The 23022-nt window shown below is 50.1% G+C and carries 20 protein-coding genes; 15 read left to right on the top strand and 5 right to left on the bottom strand.

Translation table 11 applies throughout. The features are described 5' to 3' along the window. The first annotated feature begins 405 nt into the window (after positions 1–405). The 5 genes from H8L32_RS11470 (at position 406) to H8L32_RS11490 (ending at position 7295) form a co-directional block, all read left to right on the top strand. On the top strand, positions 406–1416 hold the full coding sequence (locus H8L32_RS11470) for a LacI family DNA-binding transcriptional regulator (RefSeq protein WP_230412168.1): 1011 nt from the start codon (positions 406–408) through the stop codon (positions 1414–1416). Positions 1417–1844: 428 nt separating this feature from the next. After that, positions 1845–4223: a glycoside hydrolase family 65 protein gene (locus tag H8L32_RS11475; protein ID WP_329605180.1), complete on the top strand. Its 2379-nt coding sequence runs from the start codon at positions 1845–1847 to the stop codon at positions 4221–4223. Then, positions 4216–4869, top strand: a complete 654-nt coding sequence (gene pgmB / locus H8L32_RS11480) for a beta-phosphoglucomutase (RefSeq protein WP_186947375.1) — start codon at positions 4216–4218, stop codon at positions 4867–4869. Before H8L32_RS11475 ends, pgmB begins: the two co-directional genes overlap by 8 nt. A 77-nt stretch (positions 4870–4946) precedes the next feature. Then, positions 4947–6203: an MFS transporter gene (locus H8L32_RS11485; RefSeq protein ID WP_186947376.1), complete on the top strand. Its 1257-nt coding sequence runs from the start codon at positions 4947–4949 to the stop codon at positions 6201–6203. Between the two features lie 81 nt (positions 6204–6284). Continuing rightward, on the top strand, positions 6285–7295 hold the full coding sequence (locus tag H8L32_RS11490) for a substrate-binding domain-containing protein (RefSeq protein ID WP_186947610.1): 1011 nt from the start codon (positions 6285–6287) through the stop codon (positions 7293–7295). Between the two features lie 36 nt (positions 7296–7331). Here the strand turns inward: H8L32_RS11490 and H8L32_RS27970 are convergent, their stop codons facing one another. After that, positions 7332–9368 (bottom strand): di-heme-cytochrome C peroxidase, encoded by a 2037-nt coding sequence (locus H8L32_RS27970; protein WP_186947377.1) that lies wholly within the window; start codon positions 9366–9368, stop codon positions 7332–7334. Between the two features lie 218 nt (positions 9369–9586). After that, the gene (locus H8L32_RS11500; protein ID WP_186947378.1) at positions 9587–9943 is read right to left on the bottom strand and encodes a hypothetical protein; all 357 of its coding nucleotides are present in this window, start codon (positions 9941–9943) and stop codon (positions 9587–9589) included. A 464-nt stretch (positions 9944–10407) separates the two neighbouring features. Here H8L32_RS11500 and H8L32_RS11505 point away from each other — a divergent pair, with 464 nt between their 5' ends. The 5 genes from H8L32_RS11505 to H8L32_RS11525 all read left to right on the top strand — a co-directional run bounded on the left by H8L32_RS11505 (position 10408) and on the right by H8L32_RS11525 (position 14894). After that, positions 10408–10836, top strand: a complete 429-nt coding sequence (locus H8L32_RS11505) for a hypothetical protein (protein WP_186947379.1) — start codon at positions 10408–10410, stop codon at positions 10834–10836. A 9-nt stretch (positions 10837–10845) separates the two neighbouring features. After that, positions 10846–12249: a hypothetical protein gene (locus H8L32_RS11510; RefSeq protein WP_186947380.1), complete on the top strand. Its 1404-nt coding sequence runs from the start codon at positions 10846–10848 to the stop codon at positions 12247–12249. Positions 12250–12299: 50 nt separating this feature from the next. Beyond that, complete coding sequence (locus tag H8L32_RS11515; RefSeq protein ID WP_186947381.1) at positions 12300–12767, top strand: hypothetical protein; 468 nt, start codon at positions 12300–12302, stop codon at positions 12765–12767. An 18-nt stretch (positions 12768–12785) separates the two neighbouring features. Beyond that, on the top strand, positions 12786–13475 hold the full coding sequence (locus H8L32_RS11520) for a hypothetical protein (RefSeq protein WP_186947382.1): 690 nt from the start codon (positions 12786–12788) through the stop codon (positions 13473–13475). 129 nt (positions 13476–13604) lie between these two features. Then, positions 13605–14894 (top strand): hypothetical protein, encoded by a 1290-nt coding sequence (locus H8L32_RS11525; protein WP_186947383.1) that lies wholly within the window; start codon positions 13605–13607, stop codon positions 14892–14894. A 325-nt stretch (positions 14895–15219) separates the two neighbouring features. Here the strand turns inward: H8L32_RS11525 and H8L32_RS11530 are convergent, their stop codons facing one another. Continuing rightward, the gene (locus H8L32_RS11530) at positions 15220–16620 is read right to left on the bottom strand and encodes a sensor domain-containing diguanylate cyclase (protein WP_329605181.1); all 1401 of its coding nucleotides are present in this window, start codon (positions 16618–16620) and stop codon (positions 15220–15222) included. Positions 16621–17439: 819 nt separating this feature from the next. Continuing rightward, positions 17440–17760, bottom strand: coding sequence for a hypothetical protein (locus H8L32_RS11535; protein WP_186947385.1), 321 nt, complete (start codon positions 17758–17760; stop codon positions 17440–17442). Positions 17761–18139: 379 nt separating this feature from the next. On the opposite strand from H8L32_RS11535, the gene H8L32_RS11540 reads away from it, so the two are divergent. Beyond that, the gene (locus H8L32_RS11540; RefSeq protein ID WP_186947386.1) at positions 18140–18769 is read left to right on the top strand and encodes a hypothetical protein; all 630 of its coding nucleotides are present in this window, start codon (positions 18140–18142) and stop codon (positions 18767–18769) included. Positions 18770–18866: 97 nt separating this feature from the next. Here H8L32_RS11540 and H8L32_RS11545 read toward each other — a convergent pair whose 3' ends face one another. After that, a complete protein-coding gene (locus H8L32_RS11545; RefSeq protein WP_186947387.1) occupies positions 18867–19511 on the bottom strand; it encodes a hypothetical protein in 645 nt (214 codons plus the stop codon). Positions 19512–19855: 344 nt separating this feature from the next. Between H8L32_RS11545 and H8L32_RS11550 the strand changes: the two genes are divergently transcribed. From H8L32_RS11550 to H8L32_RS11565, 4 genes are all read left to right on the top strand, one after another. Beyond that, on the top strand, positions 19856–20809 hold the full coding sequence (locus H8L32_RS11550; protein ID WP_186947388.1) for a hypothetical protein: 954 nt from the start codon (positions 19856–19858) through the stop codon (positions 20807–20809). A 682-nt stretch (positions 20810–21491) separates the two neighbouring features. After that, positions 21492–21845, top strand: a complete 354-nt coding sequence (locus tag H8L32_RS11555) for a hypothetical protein (RefSeq protein WP_186947389.1) — start codon at positions 21492–21494, stop codon at positions 21843–21845. 128 nt (positions 21846–21973) lie between these two features. Beyond that, positions 21974–22189, top strand: coding sequence for a hypothetical protein (locus H8L32_RS11560; protein ID WP_186947390.1), 216 nt, complete (start codon positions 21974–21976; stop codon positions 22187–22189). A 142-nt stretch (positions 22190–22331) separates the two neighbouring features. Then, on the top strand, positions 22332–22646 hold the full coding sequence (locus H8L32_RS11565; protein WP_186947391.1) for a hypothetical protein: 315 nt from the start codon (positions 22332–22334) through the stop codon (positions 22644–22646). The last annotated feature ends 376 nt before the right edge of the window (positions 22647–23022 follow it).

The raw sequence follows: 23022 nt of genomic DNA on the forward strand, positions 1-23022 counted from the left end.
TTATTCGACACAAATTATTTTGATGATTGAAAACACGCATTTCTGCGCGGAAACAGATGGCCTGAAATGATCTGAAATGTCCTGTGAACCTGCCTTTGACGTATGCCTGCACGATGGTGACAATGATGGTGGCAACGATGCTGGCAACGATGGTGACAAAATTTGAGGACTGTATTTTCCGACTGTTGCCGTCAGCATGATGACTGGTGGTTGCCGGCTTGTCTGTGCAGGCGCAGGTTACGGATATATCGCGTCGAAACAAGCTCTGTCATAATGCGCGGGAATAAAAAAACAATTTCAGTCACGGGCTTGAAGCATGGGTATGGCACAACAATGTGCCGGGCATGTTTATTCTCCTGGATAGAAATACCTGCATTTGAATCCAGCTTCCGACAAGGTCTTTGCATGTCAGCAAAAAAGCGTAGCACACCCAACCCCGAATCCGGGGTAACGATGGAACACCTGGCAGCCATTGCCGGGGTATCCACCATTACGGTGTCACGTGCCTTGCGCAATAGCCCGCTGGTGACGGTAGAAACACGCGAAAAAATCCGCAAGATTGCAGAAGAGCAGGGCTACCGCTTCAACGTCAGCGCCCGCAATTTACGCCTGGGCCGCAGTCATTCTGTGGCGGTGGTGGTGGAGATGACTCCTGCCAGTGACAGGCCCATGTCTGACCCTTATCCACTGGAATTACTGGGCGGCATTACCCAGGAGCTGACGACAGCAGGTTATAGCGTGGTGCTGACATCCATGCAATTGATAGACACGCCGCCAGTGCAGGGAGCCGACGGCATGATTTTGCTGGGTCAGGGATCGCACGGTGAAGCGGTGCGCCATTTGCAGCGATCTGGTCTGCCACTGGTGATCTGGGGTGCGCCGGATGCCAATCAACCCGGCATTGTGGTCGGCAGTGACAACCGCAAGGGCGGTGCCAGCGTGGCTGAACGCTTTATCCAGCAAGGGCGGCGCAAGCTTCTTTTCATCGGCGATATTGACCATGCCGAAGTGCAGGAGCGTTGTGCCGGTTTCATGGAAGCCCTGGGTGAACAACAACATGCAGTCACCATCCTGCGCCCCAAGGCCTTTACTTTTGAAGCCGGGTTTGACTGTATGTCCACCTACCTCAAGAAAAAAGACAAACCTTTTGATGCCGTCTTTGCCGCCAGTGACTTGCTGGCCATGGGCGCGATACGGGCAATTACCGAAAAAAACATGACAGTCCCCGGTCAGGTATCTGTCATCGGCTATGACGACACGCCAGGCGCCGCCAGCTTCATCCCGGCCCTGACCAGCGTCCACCAATACCTGCGCGACGGTGGTATTTTGCTCGCCAAAAAAATCCTTGGCCTCATCAATGAAGAGAAGGTTGAGTCAGAGGTCTTGCAGACCACGCTGGTAGTCAGGCAGACTTGATTTAGTCATTTCATTATGGGTTGCCAAACCAAGTGCTGCTAATCCAATTACGGCTAATCCAATTACGGCAGACCCAGTTACGGCTGACCTGGTCAGGCCCGCACACACATCTACGTCCCACTTAAGCCACAATCCTCCAAATCGTCGCTCCTGCGAAGGCAGGAGCCCAGTGGCGTCCGCCGCTTGAGCCCGTTCGTCTTAAAAACGAACACACAAAAATTTCTTTAAATTCCTGTCGTTTCCTGACTTCATTTACTAGTTTTAAAAACAGGGTTGAAAAATAAAAAATTTACTTCATTGACTTTTAAAACCGGTTTAAATAGAATTAATTCAAATTTCAAACCGGTTTGAATAAAGTAAAATTTGATAATCCCGGTAAATTTACTCAAGAATACCCAGGATCAAGAATAAAAATGAAGGATGACACCGTGCAAACAAGCGATGCCTTGCAACATCAATTTCCGCTGGAAGGCTGGGGGATTACAGAAAATCACATCGATGATGCACATCACCTGCTCAGCGAAACCCTGTTTGCTCTGGGAAATGGTTATATAGGCTTGCGTGGCACGGCAGAAGAGGGTAACCAGAGAACAGCAGCCGAATCACTGAACGGCAGTTACCTCAACGGTTTTTATGAATCTGAAGCCATACAGTATCCGGAAAACGCTTACGGCCTGGCCCGCACTAATCAATTCATGCTGAATGTGCCGAATGCCAGGTGCGTGGAATTGATACTGGAAGATGAAGTTTTCGATCTGCAGCAAGGCACAGTAGAGAGCTACCAGCGCCAGCTGGATTTTCGTACCGGTCTGTTGACACGTACCCTGCAATGGACATCTGCGCAGGGGCGTAGCATACGCCTGTACAGCCAGCGCCTGGTCAGTTTTGACAACAAGCATGTATATGCGATGTCGTATGAAGTCACACCGTTTAATTTTTCTGGTCAGATCAGGCTGGTTTCTTCTATCGATGCGGCGGTGAAAAATATTACAGCTGGTGATGACCCGCGTGTCGGTTCCGCCATCAGTGGTCCGGTCTTGCGCAAGCTGGAACTTGTACAGGAAGATGACTTCTCTGCTTTTCTGCACCGTACCCACAACAGCGGGCTGAGTCTTGCGACAGCCATGCAGCATCATTTGCAGACAGACAGCGCTTACACCAGCAGCTTGCAACAAAGTGATGAAAAGCTGGAGCAACACTTCACAGTTCAGGCAGAACAGGGGCAGGCGATAAAGCTGGACAAGTTTTGCAGCTATTTTTCTTCCCGCGATTATCCCGCAGCGTCTTTACTGTCACTCAGCCAGCAGGCCCTGGCGAAAGTGCGTGAACAAGGCTTCGCGCAACTGGCCGCAAGCCAGCAAGCTTATCTGGATGATTTCTGGGCGCAGGCCGATGTGCACATCAGTGGTGACGCTGCCTTGCAGCAGGGCATACGTTTCAATATGTTCCACCTGCTGCAATCGGTCGGGCGCGATGGCAAGACCAATATTGCCGCCAAGGGTCTGACGGGTGAAGGTTATGAAGGTCATTATTTCTGGGATACAGAAATTTATATCTTCCCCTTTTTTCTCTACAACAAACCCGAAATCGCCAGGAAGCTACTCGAATACCGCTTTCAATATTTGCCGCAAGCACGCGAACGTGCGCGACAGATGTCACATGCCAGCGGTGCACTGTACCCATGGCGCACCATAGATGGCGAAGAATGTTCGGCTTATTTTCCCGCAGGTACGGCGCAGTACCATATCAATGCCGACATTGCTTATTCCATCAAGCTGTATATGGAAGCAACGGCAGACATGGATTTCTTGCTGACGCAAGGCGCAGAAATCGTGCTGGAAACCGCACGCCTGTGGATGGGCCTGGGTCATTACACACGCTTGTCTGGTCATGACACGGATTCATTTTGCATCAATGAAGTGACCGGGCCGGATGAATACACGGCCCAGGTCAACAACAACTATTACACCAATGCCATGGCACAAATGCATTTACGTTTTGCCGTCGATATCGTTCATCAATTACAGAATGAACACGCAGAAAAATTTGCTGAACTTGCTGCAAAAATTCATCTGCAGGCCGATGAGGCAAATGCCTGGCAACGCGCTGCCGATCATATGGCTTTGCCCTATAACAAAGAGCGCGGTATCCATGAGCAGGACGACAGTTTCCTCAATAAAAAGGTGTGGGACTTTGCCAATACGCCCAAGGAAAATTATCCCCTGCTGCTGAATTACCATCCGCTGGTCATCTATCGCCATCAGGTGTGCAAGCAAGCCGACGTGGTGCTGGCTTTGCTCTTGCTCAGTGACCAGTTCAGTCTGGATGACAAGCGCCGTGATTTTGATTTTTATGAAAAAGTCACCACCCATGACTCATCCCTGTCTACCTGCATCTTCAGCATCATCGCCGCAGAAGTTGGTTATCAGGACAAGGCTTACGACTATTTCATGCAAACTGCCAGGCTGGATCTGGACAATACTCACGGCAATACCCACTATGGTGTGCATACCGCTGCCATGGGCGGCACCTGGCTGGGCATTGCCTATGGTTTTGCTGGTATGCGCGTCAGCAAGGCGCAACTGAGTTTTGCTCCGGTTTTGCCCGTGCAATGGCAGGACTACCAGTTCCGTGTGCACTTCCGCGGGCAATTGCTGGAGATAAGCGTCAGCCAGACCCATGTCGAATACCGTCTACTGCGCGGTACGGCATTGCAATTCCAACACAGAGGGCAAAATCTGCAAGTCACTGAGCAGCAAGCCATATGTAAAGTAGCTTTGCAGTCACAGGAGCTGGCTCATGCGTAAATACGAATATCGTGGCGTCATCTTTGATCTGGATGGCGTGCTGACAGATACCGCGCATTACCATTACCTGGCCTGGAAAAAACTGGCTGAGAGTGTGGGTGCGAGTTTTGACGAGGCCTTCAATGAACAGTTAAAAGGCGTGGACAGAATGGGTTCGCTGAACCTGATCCTGGCAGCATCCGGCAAAGACTTCAGTGCAACGGATAAACTGACACTGGCAGATGAAAAAAACCTGCATTACCAAAGCCTGATCGCCCAACTCAGCCCGGCTGATTTATTGCCAGGCGCAGCAGAGTCCCTGCAACAGATACGTGCCGCCGGTTTAAAAACCGCCCTGGCGTCGGTCAGTAAAAATGCGCAGGCAGTAATAGAAAGACTGGGTATCGCAGAGCAGTTTGATGTCGTCGTCGATGCCGCAAAAATAAAGAACAGCAAACCTGATCCTGAAATATTTTTGACCGCAGCAGCAGGGCTGGGTTTGACTGCCGATGAATGTTTTGGCGTTGAAGATTCAATCGCTGGCATACGCGCCATCAAAGCTGCCAGGATGTTTGCCCTGGGCATAGGTAGCCCGGCAGTATTGACCGAAGCTGATGTTGTCATCGCAGGCTTGCATCATTTCAGTTTGCAGGATTATTTAAAGTAGAAGCAGCAGTAAAAGCGGTAGCAGCAAAAGTAAAACATAAAAAATAAGCAGTAAAAATAAAAAAGGCAGGAGACAACATGACCAATCAGGCTCAGCACGCAGCCAGCAGGCGGCGCATTATTTTTGCGCTATTCCTGCTGTATTTTGTATTCGCCATCCTGCTCAACAGCGTGGGCACGGTGATACTGCAAGTCATCAAGACTTATGGCGTCAGCAAATCTGCTGCCAGTGTGCTGGAGGCATTCAAGGATATTCCCATCAGCATCGTCTCGTTTTGTGTCGCGTCTTTTCTGCCGCGCCTGGGTTATAAATATGCGATGCTGACTGGCATGGCGATAGTCACGGCCAGCACGGCGATCATGCCTTTGCTGCCTGGCTTTTTGATGACCAAGCTCTTGTTTCTCAGTGTGGGTGTCGCCTTTGCCCTTATCAAGGTGTCCGTGTATGCAACCATAGGTTTGATCAGCAGCGACCGTAAACAGCATGCCAGTCTGATGAATACGCTGGAAGGCTTTTTCATGGTTGGCGTGCTCAGCGGTTACTGGATATTTGGTTATTTCATTGACGCCGACAATCCGGCTTCGCCAGTCTGGCTGCATGTCTACTGGTTGCTGGCGGCATTGTGTGCGCTAACCTTTTTGCTGGTTGCGACCACCAGCTTTACAGAATTTGAAGCCAGGCTGACAGTCAGTCACAGCAGCCTGCTTACCGATTTTGCCGATATGCTTAAACTGATGGCGCGTCCCCTCGTCTGTGTTTATATCATCTCGGCTTTTTTATACGTACTGCTGGAGCAGGGCATAGGCACCTGGCTGCCAACCTTCAATAATGAAATCCTCAAGATGCCCGTGAACATGAGCGTGCAAGCCACCAGCATCTTTGCAGCCTGCCTGGCCATAGGCAGGCTGGGAGCCGGTGCCGTCATGCGCAAGCTCAACTGGTATCTGGTGTTGAACATCTGTCTGATCAGCATGGCGGCGCTGGTTCTGCTGACCCTGCCACTGACCCATAACATCGTCGCCAACCCTGATCTGCGCTGGAGCAATGCACCGCTGGCGGCGTTCATCTTCCCTTTGATTGGCCTGTTCATGGCGCCGATTTATCCCGGCATTAATTCTGTCATGCTGAGTTCCCTGCCGACCAATCAGCATGCCGCCATGACGGGTTTGCTGGTTCTGTTTTCTGCTTTGGGTGGTACCAGCGGCTCCATGATTACGGGTTATGTGTTTGGTGCAATGAACGGGCAGACGGCGTTTTACCTGTCGCTGTTGCCACTCAGCGTGATTTTGCTGACCCTGTTTTTCTTCAAGCGTGCGATTGCGCGGCTGGACTGAGATGGCCATGGATGAACTTGGCTACTCTGCACAAGTATATAATCCCAGCTTCTGTTCATCTTTGCTATTTACCCTATGTCGATTACTTTAAAGGAGCTTGCTGCCAGCCTGGGTATGTCCAAGACCACGGTCAGCCGTGCCTTGAACGGTTACCCTGAAGTCGGCGAGCAGACGCGCAAAAAAGTAGTGGCGGCGGCAGAAAAGCATGGCTATGAAGCCAACCCCATGGCACGCAGCCTGGCTGTGGGGCGCACCAATGTGTTTGGCCTGATCTACCCCTTGCTGCCATCTGATCTGGGTGACCCGATGTTCCTTGGGGTGGTCGGTGGCATGGCCGAAGCGCTGGAAGCACGCAAGATGAACCTGATGATTGCGCCGGTCTCGCCCGGTAATGAATTGCCCTCGTATGAGCAAATGGTGAAAGGCCGCCGCGTCGACGGCCTGATCGTCAGCCGCACCATGGTGCAAGATCCGCGTATCGCTTATTTGTCCAGGCAGGGTTTCCCCTTCATAGCCCATGGTCGCACGCAGACCGACAAACCCTATGCCTGGTTTGACTATGACAATGCAAATGGCATACGCCTGGCAGTGCAACACTTGCTGGCGCTTGGTCACCAGCGTATCAGCCTCATCAGTGCGCCGCTGGAATTAAATTTCGCCCGCCAGAGACGTACCAGTTTTGTTGAAGCCATGAGCAGTGCCGGCCTGGATATTGATACCCGTTACCTGATACAGGATGCGCTCGACAGACGCAGTGGCCACCTGGCAGTACAGCAGCTATTGAACTGCACGCCCCGGCCCAGTGCCATCATCGTCGATAACCATCTCTCCGGCGTTGGCGCCATGCGCGCCCTGATGGATGCCGGCATTGCCATAGGCCGTGATATCTCTGTCATCGTCTGGGGCAATATGGAAGACACCCTGGTCGGTGACCAGGTCACCACCATAGACCAGCCTGATCCAAGAGCCGCAGGGTTCAGGATGAGTGAAATGTTGCTGGCGCTGATGAATGGCACACCCGCCGCGGATTTGCAGGTGCTGTGGCAGCCGGTGCTGATCGCGGGATCAACGACCGGCCCCCTTCAAGAATAAGCAAGACAATTAAGACAATTAAGACAATTAAGGCAATCACTGATTCTTTAAATACTCCAGCAAATCCAGCCTCTGTTCTTTCGTCAGCACAGGCAAGTCGCCCGGCTCTTTTGCTGGTTTGGTACCATATTCATGCCCTGTATTGCGATTGCCATTCAATCTGGTATCGAAGGTAAAACCGTCATAACCCGTGCTCTTCAGTCCAACTTTTTCGACATCAAATTCACGCGAGCCAACCAGGAACTTTTCAGGGCGGCATTCAGCATCTTTTTGATCCGAAGGGCAGGTTGCTGGCAGCAGCAAATCATACAAAGTCGGTACCGATCCATTGTGCAGATACGGCCCTGTTGCCCAGATACCGTTCAGTGAGCGCCCCTTGTAGGCCTGCAAAGAAGAATAGGGCGTCATCGTTGTGTCAGGATTGTAATTGCCATGCTTGTTCGAATCCTTGATTTCATTGCTGAAAAAAGCCTTGATGATATTGAACAGCCATTCTGACCAGCGACGTATGAAGCTTTTGTCCGCATCTGGAGTTGTCACCACGCCCAGGGTTGCCTTGGTCAGCAAAGCGGCAATCGGAGCTTTTTTATCCAGCAATACATCACCTACGCCTGCACCTACGTATTGATTGCGCAAGATGCCTGAATAACCTTCATATTTGATACTGTTGTTTGCCATGGTGGGGTCGGTGCCGACTTCTTCCAGCTTGGACATATGGGCCACCACCCGTCTTTGCGACGAGCTGCGGTCTATCTCTGCATGGCAACTGACACAATAATTGGCAAACAGTTTTTCACCGCGTTTGATGCGGGTCTGATCCAGTTTGCCCAGAATTTCTTGCGGCCACAGTGGTGACTGCAATTCAGTCAACTGGTTTTCTATGCGGCGCAGGTTCTGGGTATTGATGGAGCTGTCAAATTCTATGACCTTCTTGGTCCAGCCCTGACCAGAAATCAATGAGGTGACAGAGAAGCGCTTGCTCTCATGCCAGTCCAGCGAGCCAAACACGCCTATCACTTCACCCGTATTACGTCCCAGTGGGCCCAGACCGCCATTGGCACCAAGGCCATTCCATTGCACATAGTCATGCTGGGCAATATCCCACAAGAATGGGTAACTGACTGGCGCATCCGCCTTGATAAATAATTCCTGCCTGAGTTTGACGATGTTCTTGGCTGAGGTCGCAACTCTTTCTATGATCTTGTCGCGGTCGGCAGAACTGATGTCCTGGCCTATACCCGCCAGTGCCGTTTTCACTTCATCCTCGGTCAGAATATTGCCCAGCACTTCTTCGATTTGCTGACGGTTCAGCAAATGTTCCAGCGTGCGGTTATAGATGCGGCCAAAGGCGTCCAGCCTGGCATAACCATAATCGACCGGACTGTGGTTGATGATGTTATAGCTGGTCAGGCGCAGGGTGTACGTCTTGATGTCGGTAATCACATCTGCTTCATTGCTGTATGCGCCGAGTTTGATGACAGCCTGGACAAAGCGTTTTTGCACGTCCGGCTTATCCCTGACTGCCACCATCGCATCGGTCAGGCCTTTCAGGAAACCTGCCATGTCTGCACTGGCGGGGCCGCCATCGATACGCATGCCTGTACCTTTGAAATTGATTTGCCCGGTATGGCAGGCAGCACAGGTAAAGCCTACATAATTTTTACTCAGGTAATTGTCTTTGACAAAACCCACAGGCAAGGCATCAGGATTGCTGGATGTTTTTTTCTGCGGCAGATAGCGGTAGCGATTGATGTTTTCATCACTGCGAAACAGTTCAGGCTTGCCAGCCTGTTCCAGCACCAGAAAGAAATCATAAGGCAGCAAATTGGAACCCTGGGTCGTGGTGTAAAACCACAGACTTTGCTCAGGCTTCCAGTTTTGATCAAGATAGACGATCTTGCCAGCACTGTCACCAAACACATCCTGCCTGACCGTGATGGCCCCGCGATCCGGATCACTGTCAGACACTTCCCATATCTGCGCCAGCATGATGAAAAGCGGCGGAATGATGAAAAGCAGAATGAGCAACAGGAAGCCGTGCCATATTTTCAGCTTGATTTTTGGAAGTTTCATGACAGATCCCTAAGTGGAAAAACGCGGGGAATTCGGGGAGATAGAGATGATTTTTAATTATATTTTTATCATGCCTATATTTTAAGTCTTTTTTGGCAGGATGCCGTCTAAGTTGCGCCATATGTATATTTTCAGCAACATTAATAATGACTAAGCGAGACGGCTTGCACAACGCATGTGGATTCCAGCGCGCAGGTTTGATGGCAGTACTGACTCATTCAGGCAAATAAATTAAGCCCGGTGTTGATTAATTGTAAAAATATCAATACAAAGTTGCCATAATGAAAACGGGTCATTTTTATACTAATGAGCGAAGCAAAATGAAAGAAATACATGACCGATGGAGCATAAATATTTGCTTCCCAGGTCAGTGGATAAACCCCATCCCGCAGCAACAGGTACAAGTCGTAACACCAGCTCGCCGAAAACATCCACATACCAAACGCCGCCTCGACAACGTGGTTGACCGTTTGATCCAGCATTACCTGAGCAAACAATGGCTCATCACCTGCTGGATAGCCCAATTCGTCGCATTCAGAAAGAAGCCAGAAATCCTCGACAAAGCCAGCGCCCATATCAACGCTGATTTGAAGAAGGTGGGGATCATGAAATAAGCGAGCCGATCAGCAGCACGCCAGCTTGCGTGCATGTGAGATCGGGACGCGCCATCCTGGTCCCGATCAAAAACGTCTCGGGAATGACAGCGCGGGGCTATTCATATTGCCCATGTCTACAAATTGCCGCGACCTCACACCCCAGGCCAGCCGTATCGCCTCTTTTCAACGAACACCTCCACCACAGTTACTCTCGAATGCCCCGATCAGCAATCCATCACCTTTTGCCGCAAAGCAAATAGAAGCGCCAATACCCGAACTACCCAAGCCTTTTCCTCATAGCAAATAGAGTTAAGCAAATTTGCAACAATTTGCAAAATAGCTTGATTTTTTAATTACTAAAATTATTTAAAATGCTAGCCTATTAAGCATTATAAAAAAACTAATCTCACATCTCTTTTCACAACCATTCCAGGAGATCTACCATGCTTGCCAAATTTGTTCAGGACAATCGCTATTTATTTGATCAAAACAATAATTTGAATCCCACAGGCAGGGTCACTATCAATTTCAGTGCCAGCAATGGCATGGCGCAATTGCAACTGGTGGTATGCGACAGCAACAAAAAGACCCTGATCAGCGTAGGCACGCCCGTCGATGCGCTTTCTGTACTCAGCACTGCAGCCACTGGCACCGCCAGCTACAGCTTTGACCCGCCAGCCGCCTGCTCACCTGACGGCTATGTCTCCTGGAACATCTTCATCACCAGCAATGTTGCCGGCAGCACTGTCGATGTCGTCACCAGCGTCAGCCAGGCTGGTCGTGCACCCTTGCATGATGCCAATGTCAAGACCACCCTGAGTGCCAATGATGTAGCTGCCCATGTCGGCTATGACGGCCTGTATTTTAATTAAGGAAGCGCCATGCCCAGCACCGCGCCAAAGCTCATCACTGCAAGCATACTTGCCTTCTCCCTGCTCACCAGCTTGACCCAGGCTCACGCCCAGGACCTGGTCATCGGCAGCGACAAATACGAGCTACTGGAAAAGATGCCTCTCGCTAATGGCGAAATTCTGCTCAGGGTCAAATCTAAATCCGTGACAAGCAGCAATGCCAACACACCAGCCACTGTGCCTGCTGGCAACCCCGCTCCCAGCCCAGCCCCCAGCCCGGTTGCCAACGCCAGCACCGACAAGACCGCTAAGACCGACACCACAAAAGCCGCTGACGACATCAGCGCAGCTATCCCCAAATTCATCAAGCAAGAAGATGCCATCATGGATTCTTCCGGCTTGAGCCTGCTTGGTGTCACGGCTGCCGACATCAACCGCCCCAGTACCCCCCACGACTTGCTGATGGCAGTCGCGCGCGGTGTCGATGCCAGTGGCAAACTCAACGAAGGCATGGGCATAGAATTCGCCCCGCTGCCCTTGCTCGCACCCGGCCTCATTACTGGTGGCGCGCCCTATACCTATGACAGCAACTGGTTCAACCGGGCTGCTACCCGCACCTCCATCGGCCTGGCAACAGCCAAGTCAGAAGACGCCAAAATCGGCAACCAACTGGCTGCCTCCATACGCATAGGCTTGATAGACGGCAGCGATCCGCGCCTGCTGTGGAAAGGACTGGACAATTGCGCCGACTACCTGATCAAAAGGAATCCTTTCTCAGTCAGCCCCGGTGAGATCAAACGACAGGAACCCGGCAGCACGCCAACTCCCGACCCAAACAGCCCGGATGAGATCACCGCCAAAAATATCGACACATGCTATAAGAGCCTGAAAGAATATAAAGATCTCGATAAAGACCGCTGGAAGCAGCCCGCCTGGTATGCCGGTTTTGCCAAAGCCTGGTACACCGGCTCTACCGGCCAGATACAGGATGCCCTGCCCGGTGCCAAAGTGCTGTGGACCTCTTACTCGCGAGGCTGGGGCAATGGCGACGACAAAAAACAACTGCTGCAACTGTATGCTGCCAAAAAATGGGATGACCGCATCAAAGACCCCAAGGACGCCAACAAATTCAGCACTGAAACCCGCACCGACATCGTCGCCCGCTACAAACTGGGCCGCGGCAAATGGCATGCCTTCATCGATGGCGGCGTCGCCCGCGTCGATACTGCAGGCGTCGCCACCCAAAACATACGCCGCCTGGGTTACGGCGCCGAATACCAGTTCAGCGACAACATGTGGCTATTAATCGGCAGCATCAGCGAGCGTGGTTATGTCAGCGGCGACGGCAAACGCAGCCTGCTCAACACCGGCATACGGTTTGGGCAAAGCGATGTACCGGTGATTTTTTCGCAGCCTAAGGCGGATGCGAAATAAGCACACCGGCGACCACGTAAATCAGCACAAACAACAACACGGAGGACAGTATGCAATTCACCAGCACAATAAAACTGCTCAGCGGCATCGCCTTGCTCATGTTTGGCGGGCTGGCATTCTCGCAAGGCTTTGAAGGCAGTACTAAAGCACCGACAGGCAAATTCGAGCTCGCGCAGGGAGAGTTATTCAAGGCGATGTCTGATAGCGATAAAAAACGCATCTACATCATCCAGGGTGAAGTCCAGAGCGGAGATTACATAGTGATCAAATCCCTGGGCGGCAAGGACAAGAGCCCTGATGCAAGCATCTTCAATGACCCTAAGCCCAAGGCAGGTAGCGCACCGACTATCACACCGATATCTACACCAGCTTCCTCGTCCAGTGGCAGCGGCCAGCCAGACAGCGCCACGCAACTGTCAAAACTATTGAGGATCATCAACACCTGCAAAACGCCCAAGGTTTTCCTTCATATTGATAGTTACCAATGCCTGAGCAAAGAAGAAGTCGCCAAAAATTAAATCCCAGGAACCCAGCCCATGAAGCCATATCAAATTTTGCTGCTCACCCTCATTTGCCTCCACAGCAACAGCCAGGCAGCAGCGCATGAACAAACCAGCTATGTCAATCCGGCCGCCACCGTAGACCTCAGCGGATGCGCCAAAGCCGATAGCGACTGTCTGGCGCAAAAAAAGAATATCGTCTCGACTGCCATGCAAATCTCACTGGAAGCCATCTATGTAGAAAATGAACAAGCCAGCGTAGACAGATTCAAACGACAAAACGAACACCAGGCAGCCGCACTGTGGGCACAGTATTACCAAAGCTGGATTATCTGCATCATGGTATTCATGATCATCAGTACCGGCCTGCTCATGAGCTGGAAACACATGAAGGAAAGCTTCAGGATTGGCAATCGTGCAGAGAATACAGAAATGAACAGCAGTAATGTCGCCAGTGCGCCGGGTCCTAACGCACTCAAGTTTGATTTCAGCAAGGAACAGAATACAAGGCAAGCCAGCCATGATGGCATCAACATAGAAAGTGCACTGGAAATCAGCCGGGATGGCATCAAACTCAAATCTCCCGTGATCGGCCTCATCATTTTTGCCATCTCGACTTACTTCTTTGCCGTCTATGTCGACAAGGTGTACACCGTCAACCTGTTTGCCGCCGATGCCGTCAAAAAAAATACAGCTGACAAACCCGAGGATAAAAGACCGGAATAGCACCACCGCTGCTCGCATACTGCCACCAAGCAGAGCATCAGCTCATCCATTCTATCCATAGGCAGACATCAGACTTGTCGCCGAAGACCGCATGTCGCCCGTACAGGCAAATCAGCAAGAGGAGCAAGCATGTCAGCAAACGAAGAGACGCCATCCACAGCACCAAAAACAGACATGGCCAGCACCCCGGAAGCAGACGAGGTCACGCAGGCAGGCACTGCAACCAGCTCCGTCAGCAAAAAACCGCCTACTGACGCACCAGACACAGCGGAAGCACCCACACCGCCATCACGCAAACCCACTAGCAGCATTTTCATCGTGCTACTGCTCGCTATCAGTTTGCTGTATGTCATCACCTCCACTGAACGCCGCTACAACAGCGCCCACGATAAAAATCTGCTCATAAAAAAGCAAATCCTTTGCCTCTCCCTGGAGAAGAACCTGCAAGCCCAGCTCAAGACCAGCAGCGACAATTCACATATCAGGGTCACCACAGAAGTGCTCAAACAATGTGAAAAAAGCCTGTATGACAACCCTGATTTTTCTGGCTATGCGGATAAACTGACTGCTGGCAAAGACGCCGAAGAAATAAGCAACGCAAAATTGCTGGAACGCTTCTTCCTCTCGCCGGGTGGCGCTGGCAACTTCGTCTATAAAATTGGCTTGGCTGCACTGTATGCCATCATCATCCTGTGCGCCGCACTCATCCTTATCGCCATCATAGAATCGCAAGGCCTGATTCACCATGACAGCAATGACATCATTGATAAGCTCAAAAACTGGATGGGGAACAAAAACGACGATAAAGACAAGAACAAATCCGCCTTGCCCGGCCTGCTTGCCACCGCCTTGTTTGTCGGCCCCGCAACAATGGGCGGCATCATGGCCATCCATACTGAGCCACTCAACATATCCATGACAACAAGTGGCAAGGTGGGAACTGGTGGCAACAACAGAGACGTCCATGTCGGCGGTGAAGGCAAACCCATCAACATTCCAGTCAAGTTAGATATCGATTCCGTCAGCGCCTCCCTGCCCATCACTCTCAAACCCGTTGCCACACCTGCCAGTATCGACGTCAATGTCAACGGAGGCGCAAAAACTGAAACCACCTTACAGCATCAGGTCAACGTCGCCCTGCCCACGCTGGAAGCCAAACTGGTAAGCAATTTTCAAATTCAAGATGAACTTAACACACGCCTGATCGATCTATTGAAGAAGCCTGCTCCCACCATTGCACTAGATACCGGCAGCATCAGCGACGCCATTAACCGCTTGTCTTGTGCACAGGAAAAAAACTTCAAGACTCTCTCCGACCTTAGCGAAGAACTCATCAAGCTATCAAAGAGCGAAAAATCCAAAGTCACCTCTGGCGGCCTGGAATGCAGCATCAAAGGCATTTGCCCTCCGATGCATTGACAAGCACCGTGCCAGCAAAAACATGCTGATTTTCCTACCGCACACCGCGCCCTAAGTCTTCCTCGTCCGGTTCAGTCGCTGGCATGGAACAGCTTGCATACAACGTGCGGGCTTGCGGTCAGCTCTGATGTTCATACATTTCCAACCAGGCAGGTGATTGCGCGCAGCTAATCAGCCTGTGGACTGCCAGCTAATGCGTGGGGGGAAGCGGGGAGCGAAAGTGAACGGGCATTGTCGGTTTTTTGATCGGGATTGTCAGGATGATTTTGATAGGGAGTGGGCGGCGCGGGTTAGGGCGGGGAATAAGCTGTAAATATAAATTGCATTACACATCCACCATATTGAAATTGCTGCAAACACGATCACGTCCGCTCTTTTTGGCAGCATAAAGTGCATTGTCTGCGGCTTCAATCAGTTCTACTGGCTTGTTCAAATCCCTGACGGGGATAATGGCTTCCACCCCGGCGCTGACTGTGACGATGCCGGCCTCATTGCCTGCATGTGAAATGCCCAGGCTATGGATTGCGGTGCGGATTCTTTCGGCTATCAACAAGGCGCCTTCAACATCAGTCGTTGGAAGAATAACGGCCAGCTCTTCACCGCCATAACGTGCCGTCAGGTCACCAGCGCGATTCTGGCAGGATTTGACCGCCTGACTGATTTTGCGCAGACATTCATCGCCTGCCGCGTGGCCGTAAAGATCGTTGTATTGTTTAAAGTGATCAACATCAATCATGATCAATGCCAGTGAACTGGCATTACGGATTGCACGGCTGAATTCTTCTTCCAGGGTGATATCGAAATTGCGCCGGTTGGCCAGTTCGGTCAATGCATCCTGCAGTGACAGCCGTTCCAGCGTTTTATTCAGAACGATCATGGCATCGCGTGCCCTGATGACTTCTGCTTCAGCGTTGAGACGCAACTTCATTTGCCCAATCAGATAGAAACCTATTGCACCCAGTGCAATGACGAGCAGCCCAACGCCCGCAGAATGCAGATATGTATCTGTCAACCAGTCGGCGAGGACTTCATCTTCCGATACGGCGGCAGAGACAAACAGAGGATATTTATCCAGGCGTCGAAAGCCGTTTAGTCGCTTTACACCGTCCTGCGCTGATTTGACCGTGAACGTTCCTGATGCATGGGATGCACTTTCTTTAAAAACGGTCGTTGACTGCATATTTTTGCCGATGGAATCTGGCAATAGCGGCCGTCGGGTCAGCATGGTTCCATTATTGGATACCAGAACGATAGCGCCTGCCTGGCCAATATTGAAACTGTCATAAAACCGGTTGAAATAATCAATGTCTATCGTTGCCAGTGCAACGCCAGCAAAACTGCCATCAGCATGATTGAGTCTGCGTGACAAAGTCATGATCCAGATACCACTGGAACGACTGCGTATCGGCGACCCTATGTAGGCGTTTTTGTCCTGATGTGTGCGGTGATAGATGAAGTAATCTCTGTCGGCATTATTGATATTGGCAGGTGTGGAAGGCAGTGAATTCACCAACCAGTTACCGTTTTCATCATAGACAAACAGGCCCTTCAGTTGAGGCAGTTCGGCAGTTTTGCGCACCAGCAGATTATGCAATCTTTCCAGTGCTGCCGGTTCAGTGCCATCTGCCTGGATTTGTTCGTCAATGCCCAGTAAGGCAGTATCCGCAGCTTTGATGGTGTCGTCAGCATGTTGTGCTATCGCACGTGCCATGTTGGTCGTGGACACTTCTGTCTCGTGCAATTGATTGTGTCTGGCCGTCCAGCTACGCCATCCATCTATGAAAATCAGTGATATGCACACAAAAACTACAAATCCCATTGCCAGCCATGTCAAAGACAGCTTCCTGGGTGTTGACGTCGGCGCATTATTCAGTGTTGTTGGATGATTCATAAATGGTCAATCAAGGTACGATGTATTTTTGCCGTAGTGGCCTTTCCATGATCGTTTAAACCAAAGGGATGACAGCAACCAGAAACACTCGCACGTGACTTGAAAAGTATGCGTCTTGTGAACCTGTGTGTAGACGGATGGCGAATCATCAGGGTTTGGTGCAAATTAAGGTAAAAGCAACGATCAGTGCTTTATAGCCAAGCTACGTCGTCTAATGTGATTGATAGCTACGGCTTGACCATCATTTTTCGCATTGCTGGCTGTAAAAATCTTATATCACGCGTTAATGCGCACGTCATTAAGAAATGATTGCCAGCTTGCAATATTTTGCAGTTTTTTGCTCATTAGATTTTATTGAGCAATTCGGGTTTGCTGACAGAAATTGCCCAAGCTATCCAGGTCTTGTTTGCTGGCACTCAGTCGGAAGTGGTGGTTTGCGCTGGTTATGCCTCTGCGTTTGCAACAAATTCTGCCCTACTCGTTTTAATGTCTTTAAGGTTTAGGCTGAGGCTAACTCAATCAAAAAATTGCTGTTATAGCATCTCTATGAGACAAAGCGAAAATGATGTTGATGTCACACATGACTACGGTGCTTTCTCCCATAGAATCTGAATTCGCTACATCTGATGAAGCTGCGTCACATGTGGATGTTCTTTACTCATGACTTCTCAAGTCAGACGGTATATCGAGTTTTACGGTTCTGACTAACAATCTTAAATCGTCGCCAATTCTGTCGATTGCTTTTCGCGCATTCAGCCAGTTATCCCGTGTCTGAATTTCCCCAAACAAAACGACTGCGCCTATCTCTGGTATGGCCTTGAAATTTTCATTGAGCCTTTTTGCAACAGCATCCACGTCGCTCTGTGTCAAAACATATTCAGGGTCATTGAGACTGGTAAAAACAGCAGAGGCGAAAACTTCGCCCAAGCCAGGTTTGTCTATCAGTTGCAGCATTTGGGATACAGTTAATTTCATGATATGTCCTTTGCTTTGGTTGAGTACACTTCTGCGTCCGATTGCCCACGTTTCGCTAAAAAGCAAAAAGCGCATCAAGCAATGGGCTTTAGCATGTTGGCTTTTTGTGTCATTCCGCTGTCTGAACAGCTTCAAATATTTTAAGTCTTTTTTATCTGTACTCAGCCTAAATTGTCTGAAATGTGTATTTTTAGCAATTTCAATTAGTGCTGCCCGAAACGGCTTGTACGATGCATGTGAATCTCAGTCCGCAGGTTTGATGGCAGTGCAGGCTCATTCGGCTAGATAAATTAAGCCCAGCATGGATTATTTGTAACAATTTCAGTAAAAAGTTGTCATAATGCGAACGGGTTATTTTTATACTAATGAGTGAAGCAATATGAAAGAAATTAAACTGCTCGGTTTGAGCGTAGTGACAGCGATGCTGCTGGCAGCTTGTGGTGGTGGTTCTGGTGGTAGTGCACCTGCAACAGTGGCACCTGTTGACACCAGTAGCGGCCCTTTGAGCAAGTACGCAGGCATCTGGAATCAGGGCTGCCAGAACCATGAAATCGAGACCACTACCATCACCGCCACCAGTGGCGGTTCTGCACTGTCCATGGCGCAAAAAATTGAATACTATGAAAACCTCAATTGCACAGGGGCTATTGTCGCAACGGGCACCTATACCTCGCCAATTCTGGTAGCGCAGCATGTCAGGACAGAAGCCAATGCCACCGTCAAAATGCTGACTGGCGAAACCGTCGCTTCTTCTGTTGATGTCGTCAATGCTACCGCGAATGGTGCTGTTGTCAACTTTGTTGGCAGTGCCGTGTCATCTTCCGTAGTCAATGGCAAAACCACCTGGAAATTTGTTTTCAAGGACACGACAATTACCCGGACAATAGAAGTCTCATCCGGTAGCGTCCAGGGCGCATTCATGCTACGCAATGGCGAATTGTTCTTCATCCAGGCGATCGGCAATTCAAACACTGCCTTCGCCGTGGATAGCAGGTTTGTGCGTGGTTAAGTTGAATTGATTTGCACTGATGCTGTGGATCTGAGTTGAAAGCAATAGGCCACTGTGAGGTGGTCTATTGCTTTTCTATGGTCAATTTATTCAGACCTCAGATAAGAAAATAAGCAATACAACAAATGGCCAGAAGCATGAAGGGTAGGCCAAACCAGACGATTTTTGTAAAACCCGTTTGTTGCGGCCTCAATGGAAATCCGGTTTCAAGGAAAGAAAATGTCACACCTCTGCCAGCCTTGTATTCAAGATTCCAGAACAGGCCTGCGCTGACATACAAGACTGATGAAGCATAAATATTTGCCTCCCAGGTCAATGGATAAACCCCATCGCGCAGCAGCAGATACAAGTCATAACACCAGCTCGCCGAAAACATCCACATACCCAGTGCAAGCAGAATGTGCCTGCCCCTTGCCTTGCCGCGCAAAGCCAGATAAACCGTCCCAATAGCCCATGGCGCAGTCAGAAAGGTCAGCGTGGCCATCAGGGCTGCATCGATATAATCCCAGGTCGGGTCACCTGTATAAGGCGCAACCAGCGTGATACCGATGGCGGCTATGCTGAAGGTGATTAGCTTCCACGGAATAAACAAAAAATCACGATAAGCTCGCAACGGGAATGAAGCCCGGTCAGATAAATACAGCGTAACGCAGACTATGCAATAGAGTATCCAGGCGATTAAATAAATGCTTAACTCTATTGGCATGTAGATGGACGTGTTGGCGAATGGGTATGGCTTCATGAACATTCTCACGCACTTCAGGCTTTACACCTAAGGCATGGATTCAAAATATCCGATAACGCTGCACATGTCTACCTATTCGCTGCGCAGATAGGTAATGTTTGCTTGTTGATTACCAAGGGAAGATTGGTTCCGTTTTCAACGATTTTTTTAGGAGCGAGCTTGTCGTGCAAGGTAATGGCCTCGTACGCTTCACGTCCAGTCAGGGGCAATTTAGTTCAATCATAGAAAGTGATATACGGCAGTAATATTGAAATTAAATTAAGTTCATGTTTCAATGCGAGGGGCGCGTTCGCCGTTTGCGCGGTGACTGCCCCTCCCAACTTCCTTTTGACGGAGCACACATGAAGTACGTTGTATCAACGCTCATATCAGTATTGACATTCGCGGCACCGCTGGCTGCCCATGCTAGTCCACGGATTGACCTGAAGAAGATCATCAAAGACAACATCGCAACCCAGAATCAAACGCCCGCTGCCACACCAGCAAGTGGCAACACGGCAGATTCAGGAAAGTCGACCCCATCCAGCAACGCAGCGGGCAGGAGTAACCGTCCTTCGCGTAATAGCTCGGAAGGACCCGATTCGACCGAAGTCAGCGCGGTCCTCGCCAAGCTGAAATTGCCAGATATTGCCGGCATCAAGATTGGCATGCACATCGATGAGGCACGTCGGCTTGCGCTCAAGGCCAATCCGAATTTCAAGTTCAAAAATACCGATCTGACGTGGATGAGTTCTAGTTTCAACGGTGTCGAGGCCGATGTGCGAACCACCTGGCCTGGCAACTCTTACGGCAGCGTAGAAAAGTTCGTTCTGTTGTACAACGAGGCGGGGACCGTCTTCATGGTATTGCGCGCCTTTACAAGCCTGCCATCAGACAAAGCGATTCCAGCGGACGTACTGCAGCGCTCGGTCGCAGCGAAATTCGATGCACAGGGAATCGACAACTCGACGCGTCCGGATTTTCTCGGGATAGCGCAGTGGCGCTATGACATGAACGGCAAACTCAGCATGAAGGACAAGGGGCCAAATACCGACAGTCCATGCCAGGGAGATTTGATACCCGGCGCCCCGGTAGTGAATGCGATGTTGCTCCATCCTTCGCCCAACTGTGCACTAAATATTATGGTGTCGGCGTACCCGGCCCCTAAGTCGGGCTTGGTCGAAAGTTACGCCGTCTCCATGGCGGCCCCGTGGTTGGTACATGATCTTGACGCTGTCAACGCCAAGGCTGCGGGCGTCGAAGCGAAGCGACGCGCCGAGCAAGACAAAGCCAAGGGCAATGTGCCGCAGTTGTAGGTGGGTACAGTGTGCCACCAAAGATTTGACCGCGAAGTCTCGTAGAGAAATCAGGCACTAGCGTGATTGTTGCAGGTGCATTGCGCAATGGCTGGTTGGAGAAATTTCCAACCGTTGTGCGAAACTATATTTCGCAGTTTGGATGCGCGAGGCAAGGCAGGCGTTCTAGTAATGATCAGCGGCATGAGCGCCCCACAGGCAAGCGGTGGTGCAACCATACACGGCAAAGTCGGCCAGCAGATCGTCTGCGATATCACTGGCCGCAACACCGTCAACATATCCGGGAAAAAGCCAACGAAGTAAACGCGGACAACAGCCAAACTATAGACATAGAAGCCAGTGTCCGCCAGGCAGTCCTTTGACATCTAAACGAAGCACCACGCCTAAATACAGTCATACACGTGAGCCTTGGCTCAGAAACCGAGCCAACAAAACTGCAAATACAAACAGAAAGCGAAATGGCCGACCTCACCGCCACCGGTCCCCTGAACATACACAACACCATTTACAGCAAACGAACAGAACCATAATGCGCACAATACCAGGCAAATGCGAACAGAAAAAGCAGGCTCAAACGATATGCTACTTGCCTGGCAGTCGGCAGTATTGAAAAAATGGATGATGGGCAATTCAGATCATGTGTGGAAGTGCCGAACCAGGCACCGCAGTGGCGAGCGATTGAATGGGAAAAATCACATTGAACCTTGCGTATTTAAGAGGTGAGTTAGTGCAAAAAACTGAGAGGCTTACTTCGTTAGAAGAAGATCGGGAATATCTTCTCGAAAGGGTAGAGCAATATAAGCAAGGACAATTTAATTTTGACGATACCGTCTGGAGTTTTGTCGTCGTAATTACAGGCAGCAATGAAGCTAGCCTGTTCAACTTGGCCACGGAAGAAATCAAAGAGGGAATACGTGACTACGTCCGCCACTTGGAAGCACGTGGAAAGTATGTTGTATACATTGCTCATGTCGGCGAACATGATGTGACGGAGATGATTCTATTGTTAAGAGAATTGATTTCAGACTGCGCGTGAATATGAATTTGTAATTTGTTTTAGATAAAGATGTCTATAAAGTAGCGCGGATAACGGGGCCTGAACATAACTTCTTGGGAATCCGGCTCGCTGATGATGGTCGAGAAATTGGTGTTGTGGAGTTGTCTATGAAAAGTGGTGAATGCCAGCAAATTGAGCAGGAAGCTGTGCTAGCTCAAGTTAGCCAAGGACTACTCGAAATCAACGCTGAGTTAGAGACGGACTACGCAATTTCGCAGATACTCTTTGTCCCCTCTGACACGCCCTTTAAGTCAGTTTACAGATACTTGGTGGTCGAACTGATTAAGAGAATTGACAGTCAAGGTGTGTTTTTGGTCGTGTGATTTGCAGCGCTGTCCTGTTCAGTTGAGTACGCAGGGTCTCGTTGGACATTCATACATTTTCGTCTTGGCGGGGCCGAACATAGTCGTTCCTACGTAGGCTAGAAATTTATTAACCAATTTGAGACGGTAGTAAGGATGGGAAATGCAATTAAATGTATCGTCTGATGAAGACGAAGTCTTTTTATTTGAACGAGTGGTTTCTCATCTTCAAACTACGTACAAGCACACGTTAGAAGATGCAGTCCGGCTGGTCAACGAATACTATTCAAATTTTACGGATCCGATTTTTTGTAAAAAATTTCATATCCCTGTCCAGAATATTGATTTTTTCGGTCACATAGAAGCGCGCGGAATGGCAGATCGGGTTCATTACTATCAAGGACTCGGACATGTTCCAGACGAGCGGGCTTTTATTGACTGGCAAAGAGAAATATGGATCAGGCGCAGGCATCATTAGCGAGGTGCTGGGTCAGGTCTGACCTTTATACATTTCCAACCCGGCGGGCGATTAGGCACCGCTAATCGCCCTGCGGACTGCCAGCTAATGGCGGGGGGAAGCGGGAGCGAAAGTGAACGGGCATTGTCGGTTTTTGAAGAACCGGTAGCACCCCGTACGCTGTTTTTTGATCGGGGTTGTCGGGATGATTTTGAGAGGGGGAGGGCGGCTGGGTTAGGGCGGGGAGCGTGTAGGTTTTTAATTCATCGAACTGGGTATGCGATATTGAAGTCGTAGCCGCGCAATTTCAAAATTCCTACTACTTTTTCAATGACGAAGTCATTTTCTTGATGGTGCACAAAATATCTTCCATTCTCTAAAGCAGTCATATTGCGTC

The sequence above is a fragment of the Undibacterium hunanense genome (assembly GCF_014284335.1).
Taxonomy (GTDB): Bacteria; Pseudomonadota; Gammaproteobacteria; order Burkholderiales; family Burkholderiaceae_D; genus Undibacterium; species Undibacterium hunanense.

Excerpts from the sequence above, each read along its gene's own strand:
- H8L32_RS11510 (WP_186947380.1), top strand. The coding sequence starts at position 10,846 with ATGCCCAGCACCGCGCCAAAGCTCATCACTGCAAGCATACTTGCCTTC.
- H8L32_RS11540 (WP_186947386.1), top strand. The coding sequence starts at position 18,140 with ATGAAAGAAATTAAACTGCTCGGTTTGAGCGTAGTGACAGCGATGCTG.
- H8L32_RS11535 (WP_186947385.1), bottom strand. The coding sequence starts at position 17,760 with ATGAAATTAACTGTATCCCAAATGCTGCAACTGATAGACAAACCTGGC.
- H8L32_RS11550 (WP_186947388.1), top strand. The coding sequence starts at position 19,856 with ATGAAGTACGTTGTATCAACGCTCATATCAGTATTGACATTCGCGGCA.
- H8L32_RS11500 (WP_186947378.1), bottom strand. The coding sequence starts at position 9,943 with ATGGGCGCTGGCTTTGTCGAGGATTTCTGGCTTCTTTCTGAATGCGAC.
- H8L32_RS11560 (WP_186947390.1), top strand. The coding sequence starts at position 21,974 with ATGAAAAGTGGTGAATGCCAGCAAATTGAGCAGGAAGCTGTGCTAGCT.
- H8L32_RS11470 (WP_230412168.1), top strand. The coding sequence starts at position 406 with ATGTCAGCAAAAAAGCGTAGCACACCCAACCCCGAATCCGGGGTAACG.
- H8L32_RS11555 (WP_186947389.1), top strand. The coding sequence starts at position 21,492 with ATGGGAAAAATCACATTGAACCTTGCGTATTTAAGAGGTGAGTTAGTG.
- H8L32_RS11525 (WP_186947383.1), top strand. The coding sequence starts at position 13,605 with ATGTCAGCAAACGAAGAGACGCCATCCACAGCACCAAAAACAGACATG.
- H8L32_RS11505 (WP_186947379.1), top strand. The coding sequence starts at position 10,408 with ATGCTTGCCAAATTTGTTCAGGACAATCGCTATTTATTTGATCAAAAC.
- H8L32_RS11520 (WP_186947382.1), top strand. The coding sequence starts at position 12,786 with ATGAAGCCATATCAAATTTTGCTGCTCACCCTCATTTGCCTCCACAGC.
- H8L32_RS11545 (WP_186947387.1), bottom strand. The coding sequence starts at position 19,511 with ATGAAGCCATACCCATTCGCCAACACGTCCATCTACATGCCAATAGAG.
- H8L32_RS11515 (WP_186947381.1), top strand. The coding sequence starts at position 12,300 with ATGCAATTCACCAGCACAATAAAACTGCTCAGCGGCATCGCCTTGCTC.
- H8L32_RS27970 (WP_186947377.1), bottom strand. The coding sequence starts at position 9,368 with ATGAAACTTCCAAAAATCAAGCTGAAAATATGGCACGGCTTCCTGTTG.
- pgmB (WP_186947375.1), top strand. The coding sequence starts at position 4,216 with ATGCGTAAATACGAATATCGTGGCGTCATCTTTGATCTGGATGGCGTG.
- H8L32_RS11485 (WP_186947376.1), top strand. The coding sequence starts at position 4,947 with ATGACCAATCAGGCTCAGCACGCAGCCAGCAGGCGGCGCATTATTTTT.
- H8L32_RS11565 (WP_186947391.1), top strand. The coding sequence starts at position 22,332 with ATGCAATTAAATGTATCGTCTGATGAAGACGAAGTCTTTTTATTTGAA.